This window comes from Phenylobacterium haematophilum (genome assembly GCF_014196295.1).
Lineage (GTDB): Bacteria > Pseudomonadota > Alphaproteobacteria > Caulobacterales > Caulobacteraceae > Phenylobacterium > Phenylobacterium haematophilum.
The window spans coordinates 1-18,720 of sequence record NZ_JACIDK010000005.1 but is presented as its reverse complement, the minus strand read 5'-3'; the positions used below and the strand labels follow the sequence as shown (position 1 = coordinate 18,720).

At 69.0% G+C, this 18,720-nt stretch carries 16 protein-coding genes; 8 read left to right on the top strand and 8 right to left on the bottom strand.

Translation table 11 applies throughout. The features are described 5' to 3' along the window. Positions 1–19 precede the first annotated feature (19 nt). Complete coding sequence (locus tag GGQ61_RS16015; protein WP_183774978.1) at positions 20–1,816, bottom strand: glycoside hydrolase family 15 protein; 1,797 nt, start codon at positions 1,814–1,816, stop codon at positions 20–22. Between the two features lie 146 nt (positions 1,817–1,962). Here GGQ61_RS16015 and pyk point away from each other — a divergent pair, with 146 nt between their 5' ends. Continuing rightward, a complete protein-coding gene (pyk, locus tag GGQ61_RS16010; protein ID WP_183774975.1) occupies positions 1,963–3,381 on the top strand; it encodes a pyruvate kinase in 1,419 nt (472 codons plus the stop codon). Here pyk and GGQ61_RS16005 read toward each other — a convergent pair. Together GGQ61_RS16005 and GGQ61_RS16000 are read right to left on the bottom strand one after the other, a co-directional pair. Beyond that, positions 3,378–5,528 carry an amylo-alpha-1,6-glucosidase gene (locus tag GGQ61_RS16005; protein WP_183774972.1) on the bottom strand — a complete coding sequence of 717 codons (2,151 nt, stop codon included), beginning with the start codon at positions 5,526–5,528 and terminating at the stop codon, positions 3,378–3,380. The two genes, pyk and GGQ61_RS16005, sit on opposite strands and share 4 nt — an antisense overlap. Positions 5,529–5,538: 10 nt before the next feature. After that, positions 5,539–6,606: a glycosyltransferase family 4 protein gene (locus GGQ61_RS16000; protein WP_183774969.1), complete on the bottom strand. Its 1,068-nt coding sequence runs from the start codon at positions 6,604–6,606 to the stop codon at positions 5,539–5,541. Between the two features lie 166 nt (positions 6,607–6,772). Between GGQ61_RS16000 and pgl the strand changes: the two genes are divergently transcribed. From pgl to eda, 4 genes are read left to right on the top strand one after another with little or no spacing between them, the layout of a single operon-like run. Continuing rightward, a complete protein-coding gene (gene pgl, locus GGQ61_RS15995; protein WP_183774966.1) occupies positions 6,773–7,447 on the top strand; it encodes a 6-phosphogluconolactonase in 675 nt (224 codons plus the stop codon). Positions 7,448–7,465: 18 nt separating this feature from the next. Continuing rightward, entirely contained in the window at positions 7,466–9,292 is a 1,827-nt protein-coding gene (edd, locus tag GGQ61_RS15990) for a phosphogluconate dehydratase (protein ID WP_183774963.1), read from the top strand. After that, on the top strand, positions 9,289–10,266 hold the full coding sequence (gene glk, locus GGQ61_RS15985; protein ID WP_183774960.1) for a glucokinase: 978 nt from the start codon (positions 9,289–9,291) through the stop codon (positions 10,264–10,266). The genes edd and glk overlap by 4 nt, the downstream gene beginning before the upstream one ends. Then, on the top strand, positions 10,263–10,880 hold the full coding sequence (gene eda / locus GGQ61_RS15980; protein ID WP_183774957.1) for a bifunctional 4-hydroxy-2-oxoglutarate aldolase/2-dehydro-3-deoxy-phosphogluconate aldolase: 618 nt from the start codon (positions 10,263–10,265) through the stop codon (positions 10,878–10,880). Before glk ends, eda begins: the two co-directional genes overlap by 4 nt. Before the next feature lie 91 nt (positions 10,881–10,971). Here eda and GGQ61_RS15975 read toward each other — a convergent pair whose 3' ends face one another. Next, a complete protein-coding gene (locus GGQ61_RS15975; protein WP_183774953.1) occupies positions 10,972–11,754 on the bottom strand; it encodes an enoyl-CoA hydratase/isomerase family protein in 783 nt (260 codons plus the stop codon). Then, on the bottom strand, positions 11,751–12,917 hold the full coding sequence (locus GGQ61_RS22645; RefSeq protein WP_183774950.1) for an acyl-CoA dehydrogenase family protein: 1,167 nt from the start codon (positions 12,915–12,917) through the stop codon (positions 11,751–11,753). Before GGQ61_RS22645 ends, GGQ61_RS15975 begins: the two co-directional genes overlap by 4 nt. Positions 12,918–12,991: 74 nt before the next feature. Here GGQ61_RS22645 and GGQ61_RS15965 point away from each other — a divergent pair, with 74 nt between their 5' ends. Continuing rightward, on the top strand, positions 12,992–14,203 hold the full coding sequence (locus GGQ61_RS15965) for a CoA transferase (RefSeq protein WP_183774946.1): 1,212 nt from the start codon (positions 12,992–12,994) through the stop codon (positions 14,201–14,203). Further along, complete coding sequence (locus GGQ61_RS15960) at positions 14,203–14,736, top strand: P-loop NTPase family protein (RefSeq protein ID WP_183774943.1); 534 nt, start codon at positions 14,203–14,205, stop codon at positions 14,734–14,736. The genes GGQ61_RS15965 and GGQ61_RS15960 overlap by 1 nt, the downstream gene beginning before the upstream one ends. 57 nt (positions 14,737–14,793) lie before the next feature. Here GGQ61_RS15960 and GGQ61_RS15955 read toward each other — a convergent pair whose 3' ends face one another. From GGQ61_RS15955 to GGQ61_RS15945, 3 genes are all read right to left on the bottom strand, one after another. After that, positions 14,794–15,210 (bottom strand): Zn-ribbon domain-containing OB-fold protein, encoded by a 417-nt coding sequence (locus GGQ61_RS15955; protein ID WP_221221080.1) that lies wholly within the window; start codon positions 15,208–15,210, stop codon positions 14,794–14,796. A gap of 3 nt (positions 15,211–15,213) precedes the next feature. Beyond that, positions 15,214–16,398 carry a thiolase domain-containing protein gene (locus GGQ61_RS15950; protein WP_183774940.1) on the bottom strand — a complete coding sequence of 395 codons (1,185 nt, stop codon included), beginning with the start codon at positions 16,396–16,398 and terminating at the stop codon, positions 15,214–15,216. A 236-nt stretch (positions 16,399–16,634) separates the two neighbouring features. Further along, positions 16,635–18,110 (bottom strand): AMP-binding protein, encoded by a 1,476-nt coding sequence (locus GGQ61_RS15945; protein ID WP_183774937.1) that lies wholly within the window; start codon positions 18,108–18,110, stop codon positions 16,635–16,637. Between the two features lie 191 nt (positions 18,111–18,301). Between GGQ61_RS15945 and GGQ61_RS15940 the strand changes: the two genes are divergently transcribed. Then, the coding region (locus tag GGQ61_RS15940; protein WP_183774934.1) for an AMP-binding protein at positions 18,302–18,720 on the top strand (419 nt) is incomplete at its 3' end.

Sequence of the window (18,720 nt, the reverse complement as noted above, 5' to 3'; positions counted from 1 at the left end):
CATGATTCGCCAAAAGGATTCATCGGACTGACGCCCACGGCCGCGACAACATTGTCGCACAGTTGATCAGGCCGACGAGCGAGTAGGTCTGGGGATAATTGCCCCAGAGCTCGGCGCCGTCGAAGGCGATGTCCTCCGACAGCAGGCCGGCGGCGGTGCGGCGGCCCAGCATCTCCTCGAACAGCTGGCGCGCCTCCTCGGAGCGACCGGAGAGGTGCAGCGCCTCGATGAGCCAAAAGGTGCAGAAATTGAACGCCGTCTTGGGTTCGCCGAAGTCGTCTGGGATCGCGTAGCGCAGCATGTAGGGCCCGCGGCGCAGGCCTTTCTCCACGGCGGCGATCGTAGCGGCCATGCGTGGGTCGTCGGGACTGACAAAACGCACGTCGACCAGCTGCAGCAGGCTGGCGTCCAGCTCGTCGCCCTCGAAGGTGGCGGCGAAGCGGCCGAGCTTGGGGTTCCAGGCGCGGGTCTCGATGGCCTTGCGCACCTCGGCGGCGCGGGCGTTCCAGTGGTCGGCGCGATCGGTCAGGCCAAGCTTGTGGGCCGCATTGCCCAGCCGGTCGCAGGCGGCCCAGCACATCACCGCCGAATAGGTGTGAATGCTCTCGCGGCCGCGGAACTCCCAGAGGCTGGCGTCCGGCTTGTCGTGCATCTCGAAGGCGCGGTCGCCGACCCGCTCCAGAGCCTTGAAATCCTCGACGTTCGCCGGCCGCAGCAGGCGCTCGTCGAAGAAGGCCTGCACGGTCGACAGGATAATTTGTCCGTATACGTCGTGTTGCAGGTGCTCGTGGGCCTGGTTGCCGATCCGCACCGGCCCCATGCCGCGATAGCCGGGCAGGTGTTCGGCGAAGTGCTCGGTCAGGGCCGGCTCCATGCCGACCCCGTAGAGCGGCTGAACGTGGCCGCCGGCGGTGCGGTCTACGAGGTTGCGCAGATAGCCGAGATAATTCTCGAGCATGTCGGCTGCGCCCAGGCGGTTCAGGGCCTGAACCACGTAGTAGGCGTCCCGCAGCCAGCAGTAGCGGTAGTCCCAGTTGCGGCCGCTTTCGGCATGCTCGGGGATCGAGGTGGTCAGGGCCGCGACGATCGCCCCTGTCTCCTCATGGGCGCAGAGCTTGAGCGTGATGGCGGCGCGGATCACCGCCTCCTGCCATTCGAGCGGAACGGCCAGGTTGCGCACCCAGCTGCGCCAGTAGGCGGTGGTCTCGCCGAGCATCCGCTCGCAGGTAGCGGCGAGATCGGCGTCGAAGCCCTCGTCCGGGCCGAGGAACATCGACACCGGCTGTTCAAGCCGGAACAGACGTTCGGCGGTGATGTGCGAGACCGGGGCGTCCGTGGTCAGCCGCAGGGTCGTCTCGCCGCCGACGAACCGGATGTGGTTGGAGCCTGTCGTGTGGTCGGCCGGCCGCTCGCCCCAGTTGACCATAGGGCGCGCACGGATGCGGATCTTGGGTGTTCCGACCAGCGGACGCACGAGGCGGATAATGGCAAGGGGCCGATAAATCCTGCCGAACTGCCGATAGCGGGGGCAGAAGTCGATGATCTGGACCATCGCTCCTTCGGCGTCGGTGACCTCGGTGCAGAGCACCGGGGTGTTGCGCAGATAGCTCTGGGCGACGTGGACCTGGTTCTCGACCTGGATGTCCCAAAACCCATGCGCGTCGGGGTTTGCGTCGGGCTCCTCGCCGAGCAGGGTGCAGAACATGGGGTCGCCGTCGACGCGGGGCGCGCAGGCCCACACCAGTCGTCCGGCGCGGTCGATGAGGCCGCTGGCCGCGCAATTGCCGATCGGGAAGAGGTCGAGAGTCTGGGTCATTCGTCAGGAATTCGCGAAGCGCCTCCAGGTTCGTGCCGATTGTGCAGGCCGGGCGTTCTCGAATCGACCTCTATCGGGGAAAGACTCCCTTCGCCTGCCGGTTGGGCCATAGTGCGGCCCGACCCGATTTCGCCGATGGAGGCCAGATGATCCGCGACCGACGCGCCCGAATCGTCGCGACGCTCGGCCCGGCCAGCCGCGAGGCCGGCAAGGTCGTGCAACTGGCGCTGGCCGGGGCCGACGTGTTCCGCGTGAACTTCAGTCACGGCACGCACGAGGCCCACGCCAGGACCATCGCCAATGTCCGGGCCGCCGAGGCCGCGGTCGGCCGTCCGCTGGCGGTGCTGGCGGACCTGCAGGGCCCGAAGATCCGGCTGGGCGAATTCGCCGACCGGAGCGTGCGGCTGAAGGTCGGGCAGGACTTCCGGCTCGACGTCTCCGATGAGCCAGGCGACGCCAGCCGCGTCGGCGTACCGCTGGCCGAGGTGTTCAGCGTGCTGCGGCCGGGCTCGGACATCCTGCTCGACGACGGGAAGGTGCGGCTGCGGGTGCGCCGCAACGGCCCGGGCTTCGCCGAGACCGAGGTGCTGTCGGGCGAGACCCTGTCGAACCACAAGGGCCTGAACCTGCCCGGCCACGCCATCCCGGTGCCGGCCCTGACCGCCAAGGACCGCGAAGACCTGGCTTTCGCCCTGCACCAGAATGTCGATTGGGTGGCGCTCAGCTTCGTGCAGCGCGCCTCGGACATGGCTGAGCTGCGTCAGATCGTGCAGGGCCGCGCGGCGGTGCTGGCCAAGATCGAGAAGCCGGCGGCGATCGAGGCGCTCGACGAGATCCTCGACCTCTGCGACGGCGTGATGGTGGCCCGCGGCGACCTGGGAGTGGAGCTGAACCCCGAAGACGTGCCGGTGGTGCAGAAGTCGCTGGTCCGCGCCGCGCGCACCCGGGGCATCCCGGTGATCATCGCCACCCAGATGCTCGAGTCGATGATCCATGCCCCGAGCCCGACCCGGGCCGAGGCCTCCGACGTCGCCGGGGCGGTCTACGAGGGCGCCGACGCGGTGATGCTGTCGGCCGAGACCGCGGCGGGCGAGTATCCGCTCGAGGCGGTGACGATCATGAATCGCATCCTGACCCGAGTGGAGCAGGACCCGCGCTGGCCCGAGCTGATGCGCGCGGAGTACCCGATCGAGGACGCCGACGCCGACGCCCTGGTCGCCGCCGCCAGCCGCGCGGCGGAAACCGCGTCGACCGCCTGCATCGCCGCCTTCACCACCACCGGCCGCACGGCCATGCGGCTGGCCCGCGAGCGCCCGTTGCAGCCGACCCTGGCGCTCACCCCCAACCTGCATGCCGCGCGCATGCTGGCCCTGGTCTGGGGGGTGGAAGCTCGCGTGGTGCCGCAGGTCGGCGACGCCGAGGAACTGGCCAAGCTGGCCGTCGATCAGGCGCTGGCCGCCGAACTGGCCCGGCCCAATCAGCGGGTGATCATCCTCGCCGGCCTGCCGATGGGGTCGCCCGGCGCGGCCAACATCCTCCGTATCGCCCACGCGCCGCGACGCTAGCGCACCCGCACCGGGAAGCCGGTGTGGCTGCGGCCTTGGACGTCGACGCGCCGGCCGGTGCGTTCGAACAGGAGGTCGACCTTCTCGTCGCCGACCCGCAGGCCGTCGATCTCCAGGCGGTCTATACCGATCGGCAGCCGCGGATCGGTGACCCGGATCTCGCGGTTCCAGCCGTCGATCGAAACCCCGAGCACCGCCTGCAGCATCATGAACACCGAGCCGGCGGCCCAGGCCTGGGGCAGGCAGGCGACCGGATAGGCGACCGGCGGCTCGCCGGCCATGCGCGGGAAGCCGCAGAACAGCTCCGGCAGCCGCATTTCAAAGTTGATCGCCGTCTCGAACAGGCCGGCTGTCAGGGTGGCGACGCCTTCGCGTTCGCCGTAGTTGGCCAGCCCCATGGCGCACACCGCAGTGTCATGCGGCCAGACCGAACCGTTGTGATAGCTCATCGGATTGTAGCGGGGCTGGCCGGTGGCCAGGGTGCGGATCCCCCAGCCGCTGTCGAAGTCGGCCGACATCAGGCGCTCGACCACCTTGCGTCCTCGCGCGGGACCGGGCAGCCCGGCGAAGAGCAGGTGGCCAGGGTTGCTGCTCAGCACGCGGCACAACTCGCCCTTGCCGTCGATGGCGATGCCATAGAACTGATGCTCCTCCATCCAGAAGCGGCGCTCGACTGACTCGCGGATCTGTTCGGCGCGCGCGGCCCAGCGGGCGGCGTTGTCCTGGTCGCCTCGGTGGTGGGCCAGCCGGGCCATGGCGCGATAGGCGGCGAACGCGTAGCCCTGCACCTCGACCAAGGCGATCGGTCCGTTGGGGAAGCGGCCGTCGGCGTGGAAGACGCTGTCCTCCGAATCCTTCCAACCCTGGTTGGCGAGGCCGGATTCCTTGCCGCGCTTGTAGTCTATCAGACCGTCGCCGTCGGAATCGCCGAACTGCTCGATCCAGCGGATCGCCGCGGTCAGGGCCGGCCAGAGGTCGTCGATCAGCGTCAAGTCGCGCGTGCGCTCAGCGTAGGCGCCAGCCAGGGCGACGAACAGCGGCGTAGTGTCGACCCCGCCGTAGTAGCGGGCGAACGGCACCTCGCCCATGGCCGGCATCTCGCCCTTGCGGGTCTCGTGCATGATCTTGCCGGGGGCCGAGTCGCGGAAGGCTGAGACCTCCTCGGCCTGATGGGCGGCGAGATAGGTCAGCACGCCGCGCGCCAGCGACGGCTCGAACCACAGGATTTGCCAGGCCGTGATCACCGCGTCTCGCCCGAAGGCGGTCGAAAACCACGGGATGCCGGCATAGGGGTAGGGGCCGGTCTCCATACGGGTGGTGAGCAGGGCGAGGTCGGCGCGCGACTTGACCAGCCATTCGTTGAACAGTCGGCCCGAACTCTTGATCCTCGCGCCGTGGCGACGGCGCGCGCGCATGTCCCAGCGGGCGCGGGCGGCCGCGTACCGAAAACGTTCGCGGCCTGGGGGCGGGGCGCTGCTGGCCCCGATCTCCAGATAGAGCTCCAGCCGCCCCTCCGGCTGCAGCGAATACATGTAGTCGGCGCGGGTCGCGCTGATCCGCGCCGGCGGGTCGGAGAACGAGACGAGGCTGGTGCGCTCGACCCCGTCCAGGCCGTCGTAGCGGAAACGCACGCTGCGGCCGTCGACGGTGGGCGGATGCAGCCGCCCGCGGCGCTCGCGGTGCAGGCCGCGGACCTCGAACATGTCGCGGAAGTCGGCGCCGAACTCGACGGATAGGGGGATCAGCACCACGTCGCGGCTATAGTTGACGCAGCAAATCCGCTCGTAGAGCCGTTCCTCCCACAGGAAACGCTTGCGCTCGACGTGCAGCACGCCGGGCGGCCCCACGGGCCCGCCGGGGTAGGGCAGGGCCTGGTTGGCGCCGTGCGACGTGAAGAACACATTGTCCTGAGCGATGGCGGCCGACAGCAGCGAGGGCGGCCGCCCGCCCAGCAGCAGCCGGAAGTGAGACAGAATCCGGGTGTCGTTGTGGAACAGGCCGTCGCCCGCGCCGACGATGTCCCCAAAGGCGTCGGCCACCACGAAGGTGTCCTTGTCCTTGAGGGCGAAGAGCCGGTGCGGGACCCGCGGTTCGCCCGTCTCACCGGTTTCGACCGGCGCATCGGGGGCCGGCGCGAGATCGTCCATGAGCGCTACCTTAGGCGTTCGCCGCGAGTGCGACGCCGAGTTCGGGGCGAGCGCCGGCCAGGCGGGCGTAGAGGTCGAGATAGCGCTGGGCCATGGCCACGCTAGAGAAACGCTCGTCGAATCTGCGCCGCACCTCGCGGCGATTCAAGCTCGGGATCCTGCTGATGGCGGCGAGCGCTTCGTCGTCGCTGGAGACGATGAAGCCGGTCTGGCCGTCGTCGATCACCTCTGGCACCGATCCGCAGCCATAGGCGATGACCGGCGTGCCGCAGGCCATGGCCTCGATCATCACCAGGCCGAAGGGTTCGGGCCAGTCGATCGGGAACAGCAGCGCCTTGGCGCCGCCCAGGAAGGCCGACTTCTCGTCGTCGCCGATTTCGCCCACGAACTCGACCAGCTTCTGGCCGATGAGCAGCGGTTCGATCTTGTCCTGGAAGTAGCGCAGGTCGGCGTCGTCGACCTTCGCGGCGATCTTCAGCGGCAGACCTGCCCGCTTGGCCAGGGCGATCGCGCGGTCTGGGCGCTTTTCCGGCGAAATCCGGCCGAGGAAGGCCAAGTACTCGCCGGGGCCGTAGTTCGGCCGGTAGAGGTCGGCCTGCATGCCGTGGTGCACGGTCCCGGCCCAGTTGGCGAAGGCGATCGGCTTGCGCTGGGAGTCGGAGATCGAGACCAGGGGGAACTGCTGCCAGCGCCAGTAGACGCCGGGCAGGTCCTTCAGGTCGAGCCGCCCGTGTAGGGTGGTCAGGGTCTTGTGGGCCACGTCCTCGAAAAACGGGAAGTGGATCATGTCGGTGTGGAAGTGGATCAGGTCGAACTCGTGCGCCCGGCGGCGAACGTCCCAGAGCATCGACATGTGGGCGGCGAGGTCCGATTTCAGCTGCACGGGATCGAGCCGGATCGCCTGGTCGCGGACCTTGACCAGTTCGGCCTTGGTCTGGGCCTCCGCGCTGGCGAACAGGGTGACTTGGTGTCCGAGATCAACCAGGGCGTCGGTGAGGTGGGCGACGACGCGCTCGGTTCCACCATAGAAACGGGGCGGCACGGCCTCATAAAGCGGTGGAACTTGAGCGATCCTCATCACGTGAGCTCCTTGTTGTGGGTGGGCCGCAAGCGTCTGGACGCGCCGTAGAGCCGCAGAGGAAGTTCGCGACCGCCCGGTCTGGTTCCGAATCAGCCGGCGCTTTTCCGCCTTGCCGACGTGAATCGGTGGCGCGTTCGTCGTGGTGCTGCGTTATGGGCGGGATATGATCGAGACCTACGCAACCTCGGCCGAGCTGGCCGCCGCCGCCGCCGCCGCCGCGACCGGGGCGCTGGAGGCGGCCCTGGACGAGCGCGGCGCCGCCAGCCTAGTGGGCACCGGCGGGCGCTCGCCGGCGCCGGTCTACGACCTGCTGGCGCAGGCGAAGCTGGATTGGCGCCGCATCGCCGTCACGCTGTCGGACGACCGCTTCGTGCCGGTGGATTCGCCCGATTCCAACGAGCGGCTGCTGCGCGAGCGGCTGCTGACGGGGCCGGCCGCCGCGGCGCGTTTCGTGCCGATCAGCACGGCCGCCGACAGCGTCGAGGCCGCCGCCGAAAAGGTGGAGGCTGACGTGCGCGCCATGGCGCCCTATGACGTCATGCTGCTGGGCATGGGAGAGGACGGGCACGTCGCGTCGCTCATACCCGGATCGCCTGTGCTGGATCTGGGCATGGATCCGCACGGAACGCGCTTCTGCCTGGGAATACCCGCCGGGGTCGGCTCGCCGCCGGTCGCGCGGGTGACCATGACCATGCCGGCTCTCCTACAAGCTCGGCTGATTCTGGTGCTCATCTCCGGGGCCAAGAAGCGTGACATCGTGGAGAAGGGGAACGGTCTGCCCGTGCACGCGCTGCTCAGGCAAGCTCAAGCGCCCGTGCGCGTTCTCTGGAACCCTTGAGACAAGTCGGAGCCAGTCATGCCTGTCGCGTTGCACCCCGTCACCGCCGCCGTCACCGCCCGCATCGTCGAGCGGAGCCGACAATCCCGGGCGGACTATCTGAAACGGATGCAGGCGGCGCAGCATGACGGCCCGGGCCGGGCCAAGTTGTCATGCGCCAACTGGGCCCACGCCTTCGCCGCCGAGCCGGACGGCGTGAAGCAGCGGATGCGCAACCCGACCGCGCCGAACATCGCCATCGTGTCGGCCTATAACGACATGCTGAGCGCCCACCAGCCGCTAGAGCGCTTTCCGGAGATTATCAAGGCGGCGGCGGAAGAGGTCGGCGGCACCGCCCAATACGCCGGCGGCGTGCCGGCCATGTGCGACGGCGTCACCCAGGGCCGTCCGGGCATGGAGCTGTCGCTGTTCTCGCGCGACGTCATCGCGATGGCGACGGGGGTGGCGCTGACCCACGACGCCTTCGACGGCGCGCTGATGCTGGGGGTCTGCGACAAGATCGTTCCGGGTCTGGTGATCGGGGCGCTGGCCTTCGGCCACCTGCCGACGATCTTCGTGCCCGCCGGGCCGATGACCTCGGGCCTGTCGAACGCCGAGAAGGCGCGGGTGCGCGGCCTGTTCGCCGAGGGCAAGGCGACCCGCGACGAGCTTCTCGACAGCGAGATGAAGTCCTATCACGGACCGGGGACCTGCACGTTCTACGGCACGGCCAACTCCAATCAGATGATGATGGAGATGATGGGCCTGCACCTGCCGGGGTCGGCCTTCATCCATCCGAACACGCCCCTGCGCGACGCCCTGGTCGCCGCCGCGCCCAAGCGGGCCATCGAGATAGGCCACGGGACCAACGCCTATACGCCGATGGCCCGGGTCGTGGACGAGAAGGCGATCGTCAACGCCGTCGCCGGTCTGCTGGCCACCGGCGGCTCGACCAACCACACCCTGCACATCGTCGCCATGGCGCGGGCGGCGGGCATCATCATCGACTGGTCGGACTTCGATGAACTTTCCAAGATCACGCCGCTGCTGGCGCGCGTCTATCCCAACGGCAGCGAGGACGTGAACGCGTTCCACGCCGCCGGCGGCATGGCCTTCGTGGTGCGCGAGCTGCTGGACGCCGGCCTGGCGCACGAGGACGTGGTCACGGTCGCCGGCCAGGGCCTGCGCCGCTATCAGAACGAGCCGTTCCTGGAGGACGGCAAGCTGGTCTGGCGCGAAGGCGCGAGGGAGAGCCTGAACCGCGACATCCTGCGCCCGGCCTCCGACCCCTTCCAGCCCGAAGGCGGCATGCGGCTGCTGACCGGGCCGCTCGGCCGGGCGGTGATCAAGACCTCGGCGGTCAAGGATGAGAACCTAGTGGTCGAGGCCCCGGCCATCGTCTTCGAGGACCAGGAGGAGTTGCTGGAGGCGCACAAGCGCGGCGAGCTGAACCGCGACTTCATCGCGGTGGTCCGCTTCCAGGGGCCGAGCGCCAACGGCATGCCAGAGCTGCACAGCCTGACGCCGGTGCTGGGGGTCCTGCAGGACAAGGGCTTCAAGGTGGCGCTCGTCACAGACGGGCGGATGAGCGGCGCGTCGGGCAAGGTGCCGGCGGCGATCCACGTCAGCCCCGAGGCGGCCCAGGGCGGCCCCTTGTCGCAAGTGCGCGAGGGAGATGTGATCCGGCTGGACGCCCACGCCGGGACGTTGGAGATCAAGCTTGACCCTGCGCAGTTCGCGGCGCGGGAGAAGTTGAGCGTCGCCCAGCCCGGATTCGGCTATGGCCGTGAGCTGTTCGGCTGGATGCGCCGGGCGGCCGCGCCGGCCGAGCAGGGCGGCGGCGCGCTATTCGGAGATGTTGCGTGAAGACCATCTATACCGGCCTGGTCGGTGACATCGGCGGCACCAATGCGCGGCTGGCCGTGGTCGATTCCACGGGGCGGATCCGCAATCCCAAGACCTATCCGGCCGCGGAGTACGGATCGCTGACCGAGGTGATCGGCGAGTACCTCGAGACCACGGTCGGTCGCCAGAAGGTGCACACCGCGGCGATCGCCGTGGCCGGCCCGGTGGTCGACGGCGAGATCGAATTCACCAATCTCGACTGGCGGATCTCGGAAGGCGAGCTGATAGGCACCTTCGAGTTCCACTCAGCCAAGCTGATCAACGACTTCGCTGCGCAAGCGCTGGCCGCGCCGGTGCTCGATCCGGACGATCTGAAGATCATCGGCCCGGCGATGCGCGGGGCCGAAGGCGCGCCGATCCTGGTGCTGGGGGCCGGCACCGGCTTCGGCGTCTCCATGGTGGTGCGCACCGACCGCGGCGACATCGCCGTGCCCTGCGAGGGCGGCCACGCCGGCTTTGCGCCCTATGACGGGGTCGAGGCGGCGATCTGGGCCTCGCTGCGCCGCACCTACGGGCGGGTCTCGATCGAGCGGATCCTGTCCGGTCCGGGCCTCTACGCGCTCTACCGCGGCCTGGCCGACGTCCGCGGCGTGCCTGCCGAGCTGAAGGACGAGAAGGAAGTGCTGGCGGCCGGCCAGAAGGGCGGCGACCTGCTGGCGGAGGAGACCCTCGACCGATTCTGCGAGATCCTCGGCTCGACCGCAGGCGACATCGCCCTGACCTGCGGCGCCCGCGGGGGGGTCTATGTCTCGGGCGGCATCGCCCCGCGGCTGGCCGACCGGCTGTCGTCAGGCGGCTTCCGCCGCCGGTTCGAGGACAAGGGCCGGCTGTCGGACTACACCCGAGACATCCCGACCTATCTGATCGTCCACCCCTATGCGGCGCTGGTCGGCGCCGCGCGCGTGCTCGAGCAACTGGAAGGAAGCCCGCTTTGACCCTCGCCGAGACCCTCAAGCTGGCGCCGGTGGTGCCGGTCCTGATCATCGAGGACGCCGCCCAGGCCGTGCCGCTGGCCAAGGCGCTGACAGCGGGCGGGCTCTATGCGCTGGAAGTGACCCTGCGCACGCCGGCGGCGCTCGAATGCATCCGCCGCATCGCCGGCGAGGTCGAGGGCGCGGTGGTCGGCGCGGGGACCATCACCACCGCCCAGGCGCGGCAGTCGGCGGCCGACGCCGGCGCGAAGTTCGGGGTCAGCCCGGGCCTGATCGACGGCGAGGGTGTCGACGGGGCGTTGCCGTTGCTTCCCGGGATCGCCACCGCCAGCGAGTTGATGCGCGGCATGCGCGCCGGCTTCACGCACTTCAAACTGTTCCCAGCCAATGTGGTCGGCGGCGTGAGCGCGCTGAAGGCGTTCGCCAGCCCGTTCCCGCAGGCGATCTTCTGCCCGACCGGCGGGATCGACGCCAAGAACGCGGCCGACTATCTGGCCTTGCCCAACGTGATCTGCGTCGGCGGCAGCTGGGTGGCGCCGGCCGACGCGGTCCGCGCCGGCGACTGGGGCAGGATCACCGAGCTGGCCCGCGCGGCGTCGACGCTGGGAAAGAGGTAGGCGCTGCTCCCCAGCGCCGGCCCCCGGCGCGGCGCGAATAGGTCCCGGTCTTCGACTGAGCCGAAGCCGGGATGATACGCGGTTGGCGGGCCTACCGTCCCTTGAACACGCCCGGGCGGCGCTCCTGCACCGCGCGGACGCCCTCGGCGAAGTCCTCGGTGGCGCGCAGGATGGTCTGCTCGGCGTGCTCGTGGGCGGTCTGGGCGCGGACGACGGCGGCGAGGTCGCCGCGCAGGGTCTTGCGAGTGGCGATCACCGCCAGCGGCGCGTTCTCGGCGATCTCGGCGGCCAGGGCCTGGGCGGCCGGCAGCAGCTCGTGCAGGGGGACGATTTCGTCGGCCAGACCCCAGGCCACGGCTTCCTCGCCCTTGATGCGGCGGCCGGTCAGGAACATCAGGTTGGCGCGCTGCACGCCGATCAGGCGTGGCAGGGTGTGGGTCAGGCCAAAGCCCGGGTGGAAGCCGAGCTTCACGAAGTTGGCCGAGAACCGCGCCTCGGGCGCGACCACCCGGAAGTCGGCGACCAGCGCCAGGCCGAGGCCCGCCCCGACGGCCGCGCCCTGGACGGCGGCGATGATCGGGGTCTCGACCGCGAACAGCCGCACGGCCTGCTCGTAGAGGCTGTCGATGCCGCTCATGCCGGTTCCGCCGATGCCGGTCGGCGAGACCAGGTCGGCGCCGGCGCAGAACGCGCGGCCGGCGGCGGCCAGCACCACGGCGCGGATGTTGTTGTCGCGGTCCATCGCCTCGAGCGCGTCGGCGAGGTCGCGCATGAGCTCGACCGAGACGTGGTTGTTCTCCGGCCGGTCGATGACGATGGTCGCCACATGGCCGTCGGTGGTCAGGGTCAGGTGGTCGCCGTAGGCGGTCTTCATCGTCTCGATCCCATCAGGTTGCGGGCCACCACCCATTTGTGCACTTCGGTGGGGCCGTCGTAGATTCGCATGGTGCGCAGGCGGTTGGCCATCAACTGCAGCGGCAGCTCCTTGGTCATGCCCATGGCGCCGAAGGTCTGCATCGCGCGGTCGACGACCTCCCAGGCCATCTCGGTCGCGTAGCCCTTGATCATCGAGATTTCCACCCGCACGTCGCGGCCCTGGTCCAGCTTCCAGGCGCAGTCGTAGGTCATCAGGCGGGCGGCGTGGATGCGGGTGGCGGCGTCGGCCACCCACCACTGGATCGCCTGGCGTTCGCTGAGCGGCAAGCCGAACGTCTTCCGCTGCGGGGCGTACTCGCAGATCATGTCCAGCGCCCGCTGCGCCATGCCGATCGACCACGAGGCCATCTCGATGCGCCGGGTGCCCAGCCGCAGCTGCATGGGGGCGAAGCCGTTCCCCTCTTCGCCGAGCAGCTTCCAGCCCTCGACCCGGCAATCCTCCAGCGCCACCTCGTAGGTCGCCTGGCCGCCGATCATCGGAATCTTGCGCAGCACGTTGAAGCCGGGCGTCCCCTTGTCGACCAGGAAGGCCGACATGCCGCCGCGCGCGCCCTTCTCCTTGTTCGTCACCGCCATCAGGATGGTGAAGTCGGCTTCCTCGGCGCGGGTGATCCAAATTTTTCGGCCGTTGATCACCCAGTCGTCGCCGTCGCGGTCGGCGCGGGTCAGCATGCCGGCCGGGTCGGCCCCGGCGCCGGGCTCGGAGATGCCGATGGCGCTGATGGTTTCGCCGCGCACATAGGGGGCCAGATAGGCCTCGCGCTGGCGTTCGTTCACGGTCGCCGCGAGCATCCGCAGGTTCGGGCTGTCGGGCGGCAGGGTGTAGGGCGTGATGGTCTTGCCCAGCTCCTCGTTGACACCGACCATGGCGACGGCCGGCAGGTCGACGCCGCCCACATCCTCGGGCGCGTCCAGGCCCCAGAGGCCGAGCGACTTGGAGACTTCGTCGAGCCGAGCGTTGTCGGCCGCGCCGATGCCCAGGCCCTTGCCGTCCGCCTCACGGGCCAGCACCCCGGCCTCCAGCGGCATCAGCTCGTCCTGGACGAAGCGGGCGACCAGCTCCTTGAGCATCCTGTGTTCGTCGGAAAGCGCGAAGTCCACTAGCCCTCCCCCGCGTCAATGCGCGATGTTCGGCCTCGATCATAACGAGGCGGTGTGCAGAGGGGAGGCCTGACGTGGCGGAAGTAAAGCAACTGGCGAACGAAGCCACGGGGCCGCTGAAGGGGATCCGGATCCTCGACCTGACCAGCGTCGTGTTCGGGGCCTATGCGACCCAGATGCTGGGCGATCAGGGCGCCGAGGTGATCAAGCTGGAAGATCCCGGCTCCGGCCGGGGGAACGGCGGCGACATCATGCGCTGGCCGGGACACACGCCGAAGGACTGGCCGCGCGACCTGGGGCCGATCTTCCTGACCATCAACCGCAACAAGCGCTCGGTCTCGTTCAACCTCGCCGACCCGAAGTCGCGCCGCAGCCTGGAAGCGCTGATCAAGAGCTGCGACGTGTTCGCGACCTCGATCCGCTACGAGGGCCTCAAGCGGCTGGGCCTGTCGTACGAGGAGGTGAAGGCGCTGCGCCCGGACGTGGTCTACGTCCACGCCGCCGGGTACGGTTCGGACGGCCCCTATGCTGGCGAGCCCGCGTATGACGACCTGATCCAGTCGGCCTCGGGCCTAGCCGACGTGCTGCCGCGCACGGACGGCAATCCGACGCCGCGCATCCTGCCGAGCCTGATCGCCGACAAGGTCTCGGGCCTGTTCATGTGTCAGGCGATCACCGCCGGCCTACTCAGCCGCGAGCGCACCGGCCAGGGCCAGTTCATCGAGGTGCCGATGCTGGAGTGCGTGACCAGCTTCAATCTGGTCGAGCACCTCTACGACCACGCCTTCGACCCCCCGACCGGGCAGTGGGGCTATCAGCGGGTGGTCAATCCGCACCGCAAGCCGTTCCCGACCAAGGACGGCTACATCGGCTTGCTGCCCTATACCGACAAGCAGTGGGACATCTTCTTCGACGTCGCCGGCTGGGGCGACACCTTCGGCAAGGACCCGCGCTTCCAGGGCCTGGAGCGCGGCAAGAACATCCACGAGCTCTACGCCCTGGTCGAGACGGTGACGGTGACCAAGACCACGGACGAGTGGCTGGATCTGCTCAAGCCGCTGTCGATCCCGGTGACCCGGACCAACCGGCTGGACGACCTGCCCGAGGATCCGCACCTGAAGGCGGTCGGCTTCTTCGAGAAGTACGACCACCCGCAGGCCGGGACCTATGTGGCGATGAAGCCGCCTGTGAAGTTTACGGGCACGCCGTCGAACATCCGCCGGCACCCGCCGCGTCTGGGGGAGCACACCGAAGAAGTGCTGGCCGAGGTCTCGCAGGAGGCCTGATGCGTATTGCGGTGGTGGGCAGTTCGGGGTCCGGCAAGTCGACCTTGGCGCGGCGCCTCGCCGTCGAGCTCGGGCTGCCGCATATCGAGCTCGACGCGATCAACTGGCAGGCCGGCTGGAAGGACCTCAACAGCCACGACCCGGACGAATTCGTCCGGCGGGTCGACGCGGCGGTCGGCCAGGACGCCTGGGTCAGCGACGGCAACTACGGCAAGGTCCGGGACCTGGTCTGGAGCCGGGCAACGCATCTGGTCTGGCTCGACTACGAGCGCAGCGTGATCATGCCGCGGGTGATCAGGCGCTCGGTGCTGCGGGCGATCGACCGCACCGAGCTGTGGCCCGGCACCGGCAACCGCGAGGACTGGCGGATGTGGCTCAGCAAGGAGCACCCGATCCGCTGGGCGTGGGACACCTGGGCGCGGCGGCGGGCGGAGTACGGCGGGCGGGTCGAGGACCCGCGCTTTGCGCACCTGAAGGTGCATCGCCTGCGCCATCCGCGCGAGGCGGAGGGGCTGGCGGCGCGGCTGGCCTAGCGTGTCATCCCGGTCTGCGCGATGCGCGGCTTCCGGGATGACACTCTGTTTGCGGCTCTAGACCGGCGAGAACACCGGGACCGGCGGGCCGTTCTCGGTGGGCTGGAACTTCACCTTGACCTTCTGGCCGATGGAGAGCCCGTCGGGCGCCACGTCGACGAAGTTGGTCAGCACGGCGGGACCTTCGTTCAGGGTCACGTAGCCGATGGCGTAGGGGCCGGACGGCGAGCGGTGCATGACGCTGTAGCTGTAGATCACGCCTTCGCCCGGGCTCTCCTTCCACTCGGTCTGGTCCGAGAAGCAGAACGGGCAGAGCGCGCGCGGGTACCAGTGATCCTCACCGCAAGCGTTGCAGTGCTTGATGAGGAACTTGCCCTCGGCGGCCGCATCCCAGAAGGGCTTGCTTTCGATGGTCACGGCCGGGGCCGGGATCTGGCGCGTCATCAGCGCGGGGCGATCTTGGACGTCGGTCATGATTTAGGCCTCCCGTTCCATGATGAGGGTCGCCGCGCCGTGGCGCGTGCCGAGCGAGCCGCCCGTGCCGTGGGCCAGGGCGATGTCGCAGTTGGGGACCTGGACCTTGGGGTGGGCCTCGCCGCGGAGCTGACGCACCGCTTCGATGACCTTGGTGATGCCGCCGCGGTTGGTCGGGTGGTTGTTGCAGAGCCCGCCGCCGTCGGTGTTGAACGGCAGTTTGCCGACGCCGGAGATCAGGTTGCCGTCGGCGACGAACTTGCCGCCCTGGCCCTTCTCGCAGAAGCCGAGGTCCTCGAGCTGCATCAGCACCGTGATGGTGAAGCTGTCGTAGATCGAGGCGTACTTGATGTCGGACGGCTTCACGCCGGCCTCGCCGAAGGCGATCGGCCCGGACCAGACCGCGCCCGAGTGGGTCAGGTCGAGACCGCGGCCGCCCATCGGGCCTTTGGGGGCCTCGCCGGCGCCCATCACCTTGACCTTCGGACGGTTCAGGCTCTTGGCGACTTCCGGGCTGGTGACGATCAGCGCGCCGCCGCCGTCGGTGACGACGCAGCAGTCCAGCAGGTGCAGCGGGTCGGAGATCATCCGCGAGTTCACGACCTGCTCGACCGTCACCACGTCCTTCAGGAAGGCGTGCTCGTTGTACTGGGCGTGATGGCTGGCCGCGACCTTGATCCAGGCCAGCTGCTCGGAGGTGGTGCCGTACTCGTACATGTGGCGCATGGCGCACATGCCGTAGGTGTTGTGGGTCGAGCCGCCGTAGATGTTCTCGTAGCCGGCCTCGGGCGGGCCGTCGGTCAGCTGGCCGGGCTTGCCCGCGCCGCCGCCGAAGAACTTGTTCTGGCGCGGACGGCCGGCGAGCGTCACCAGGGCGACCGAGCACTTGCCTTCGGCGATCGCCTGGGCCGCGTGGCCGACGTGCAGCAGGTAGGACGAGCCGCCGGTCTCGGTGGAGTCCATGTGGCGGACGTTGCGCAGGCCCATGTAGTCGACCATCGACATGGCGCCGAAGCCGGGGGCGTCGCCGGCGCAGAAGTAGCCGTCGATGTCGTCCTTGGTGAGACCCGCGTCCTCCAGCGCGCCCTTGGCGCATTCGGCGTGGAGTTGCGGGGTGGACTTGTCGGGCGCGTCGCGGAGCGGATGCTCGTACGCCCCCATGATGTAGGCCTTGCCTTTTATGCTCATGCGTTTCCCCGGAAATTATCTTTGAAGAATGGAAGCTGGCTTATCGCGGTGCAGCATGGACGGCAACCCGCGGAAGCCCAGGGTGTCATCCCGGTTTGCGAAGCAAGAGCGGGACCCATTCGCGCCGTGGTGCAGGTGCGGCGCGGCCTCGCTTCCTGCTTGGGCAATCAGGTGTTCATGGGTCCCGGACAGCCGCTGCGCGGCTTCCGGGATGACACTCGCCAGGCGTCTCGGCGCTACGCCGGCTGCTTCATCGCCGCCAGGCGCTCGTCGCGCAGGGCGGTGCGGCGGACCTTGCCGGCGTCGTCGCGCAGCGGTTCGTCGACGAACTCGTAGGTCCGCGGCTGTTTGTAGGTGACCAGCTTGGCCGCCAGGTGGGCTCGCAGCGAGGCCTCGTCGCGCGAGCCCTTGGTCTGGACGATGGCGTGGATCTTGTTGCCGAGGTCGTCGTCCGGGAAACCGATCACCGCGCAGGACTGCACCTCGGGGTGCTCTTCCAGCGCCGCCTCGATCTCGGCCGGATAGACGTTGGAGCCGCCGACCAGGATCATGTCGGTGCGGCGGTCGGCCAAGTAGAGATAGCCGTCCTCGTCGAACCAGCCGATGTCGCCGAGGCTCTCCCAGCCGCCTTCCAGCACCTTGGCCGTGGCGCCGATGTACTTGTAGGACGGCGGCGCACCCTCGGGCCGGCGCATGTAGATCTCGCCGACTTCGCGCGGGGGCAGGAACGACCCGTCCTCGCCGACCGCGACCATCTCGCCGACCGTGACCTTGCCGACCGATCCGCGGTGCTCCAGCCACTCGGCCCCGGAGATGGTGGTGACCGCCTGGGCCTCGGTGCCTGCGTAGAGCTCCATCACCGTCTCGGGCCCGACCCAGTGGATGAAGGCCTCCTTCAGCCACGCCGGGCAGGGGGCGGCCAGATGCCAGAGGGTTTCCAGCGAGGAGAGGTCGTACTTGGCGCGGACCTCCTCGGGCAGGTGCCAGATGCGGTTCATCATGGTCGGGACGAGGTAGATCCAGGTCGCCTTGTTGCGCTGGATTTCGGCCAGGGTGGCCTCGGCCTCGAAGCGCGGCATCAGCACCATGTGGCAGCCGACGCTGAAGGCTGACATCATCATGCCGAAGCCGGCGTTGTGATAGAGCGGGGCCGGCAGAAGGGCGACGGAGCCGGGCTTTAGGCGCCAGCCGCCGACCTCGGGCGTTTCCTTGGCGGTGACGCCGGGCTGGCCCGACAAGATCAGCTTCGGGCGGCCGGTGGAGCCGCCGCTGGTCGGGGCCTTGGAGACCGGGGCGGTCTGGTCGGGCAGGTCGCTGTCGTCGTCGCTGAGCGCCAGCAGGTCGGGGATCGACAGCAGCGGCCGGTCGATCTGGTGCTCGAACTGGGCGATGACCACGGGCGTATTGGCCAGCTCCATGATCGCTTCGAGCTCGCCCTTCGGCAGGCGGAAGGAAATCGGCTGCGGCGTCGCGCCCAGCTTCCAGATCGCCCAGCAGGCGACGGCGAAGTCGGTGGAATTGGGCAGGCCCAGGGTGACGAGGTCGCCGAACTTGACGCCCTTGGCGGCAAGGCCGCGGGCGACGCGGTTGGAGAGCTTGTGGAATTGCTCGTAGGTCAGCGTGACATCGCCGCAGGTGACGGCGGGCGCGTTCGGCTTGAGCTGCGCCAGCTGCTTCAGCTTGGCGCCGAGCGAAATCATCTCATCGGACATGCTTTGGTTTCCGTCCCCTGGAAATGGATCGGGCTCTGACGGCCCTTTGATCGAAGAATGGCGCGCCGCCGGAATGCGATGGCGGACGCCCCCAGTTTCCTTTGGGGAAGGCTTGTGACGCAAGCGCCGATTGCGGATGTCGCCGTTTCGGGCTTTAGGGGTTCGTACAAGTGTTTGAGAGGGAGACGCCCATGTCCGTGGAAGAACTGCTCACCCAGGAATTCGGGACCCTGGCCGACGTGATCCGCGCGCAGGCGGCGGAGCTGGGCGGCAAGGCGGCGCTGGTGGATGCGAAGCGGACGATCTCCTACGCCGAGCTGGACGAGCTGATGGACCGCATCGCCGTGGCGCTGCAGCGCGACGGGGTGGGCAAGGCGGACGTGGCGGCGATTTGCGCGACGACCAGCGCCGAGTACGGCGCGACCTTCTTCGGGATCCTGCGGGCCGGGGCGATCGTGGCGCCGCTGGCGCCGTCCTCGACGCCGGAAAGCCTGGTGATGATGCTCAATGACTCGGGCGCGAAGGTGTTCTTCCTCGACGCCGGGGTTTCCAAGCAGCTGGAAGGCGTCGCCGGTCAGATCACCGCCAAGCGGGTGGCGCTGGACGGTTC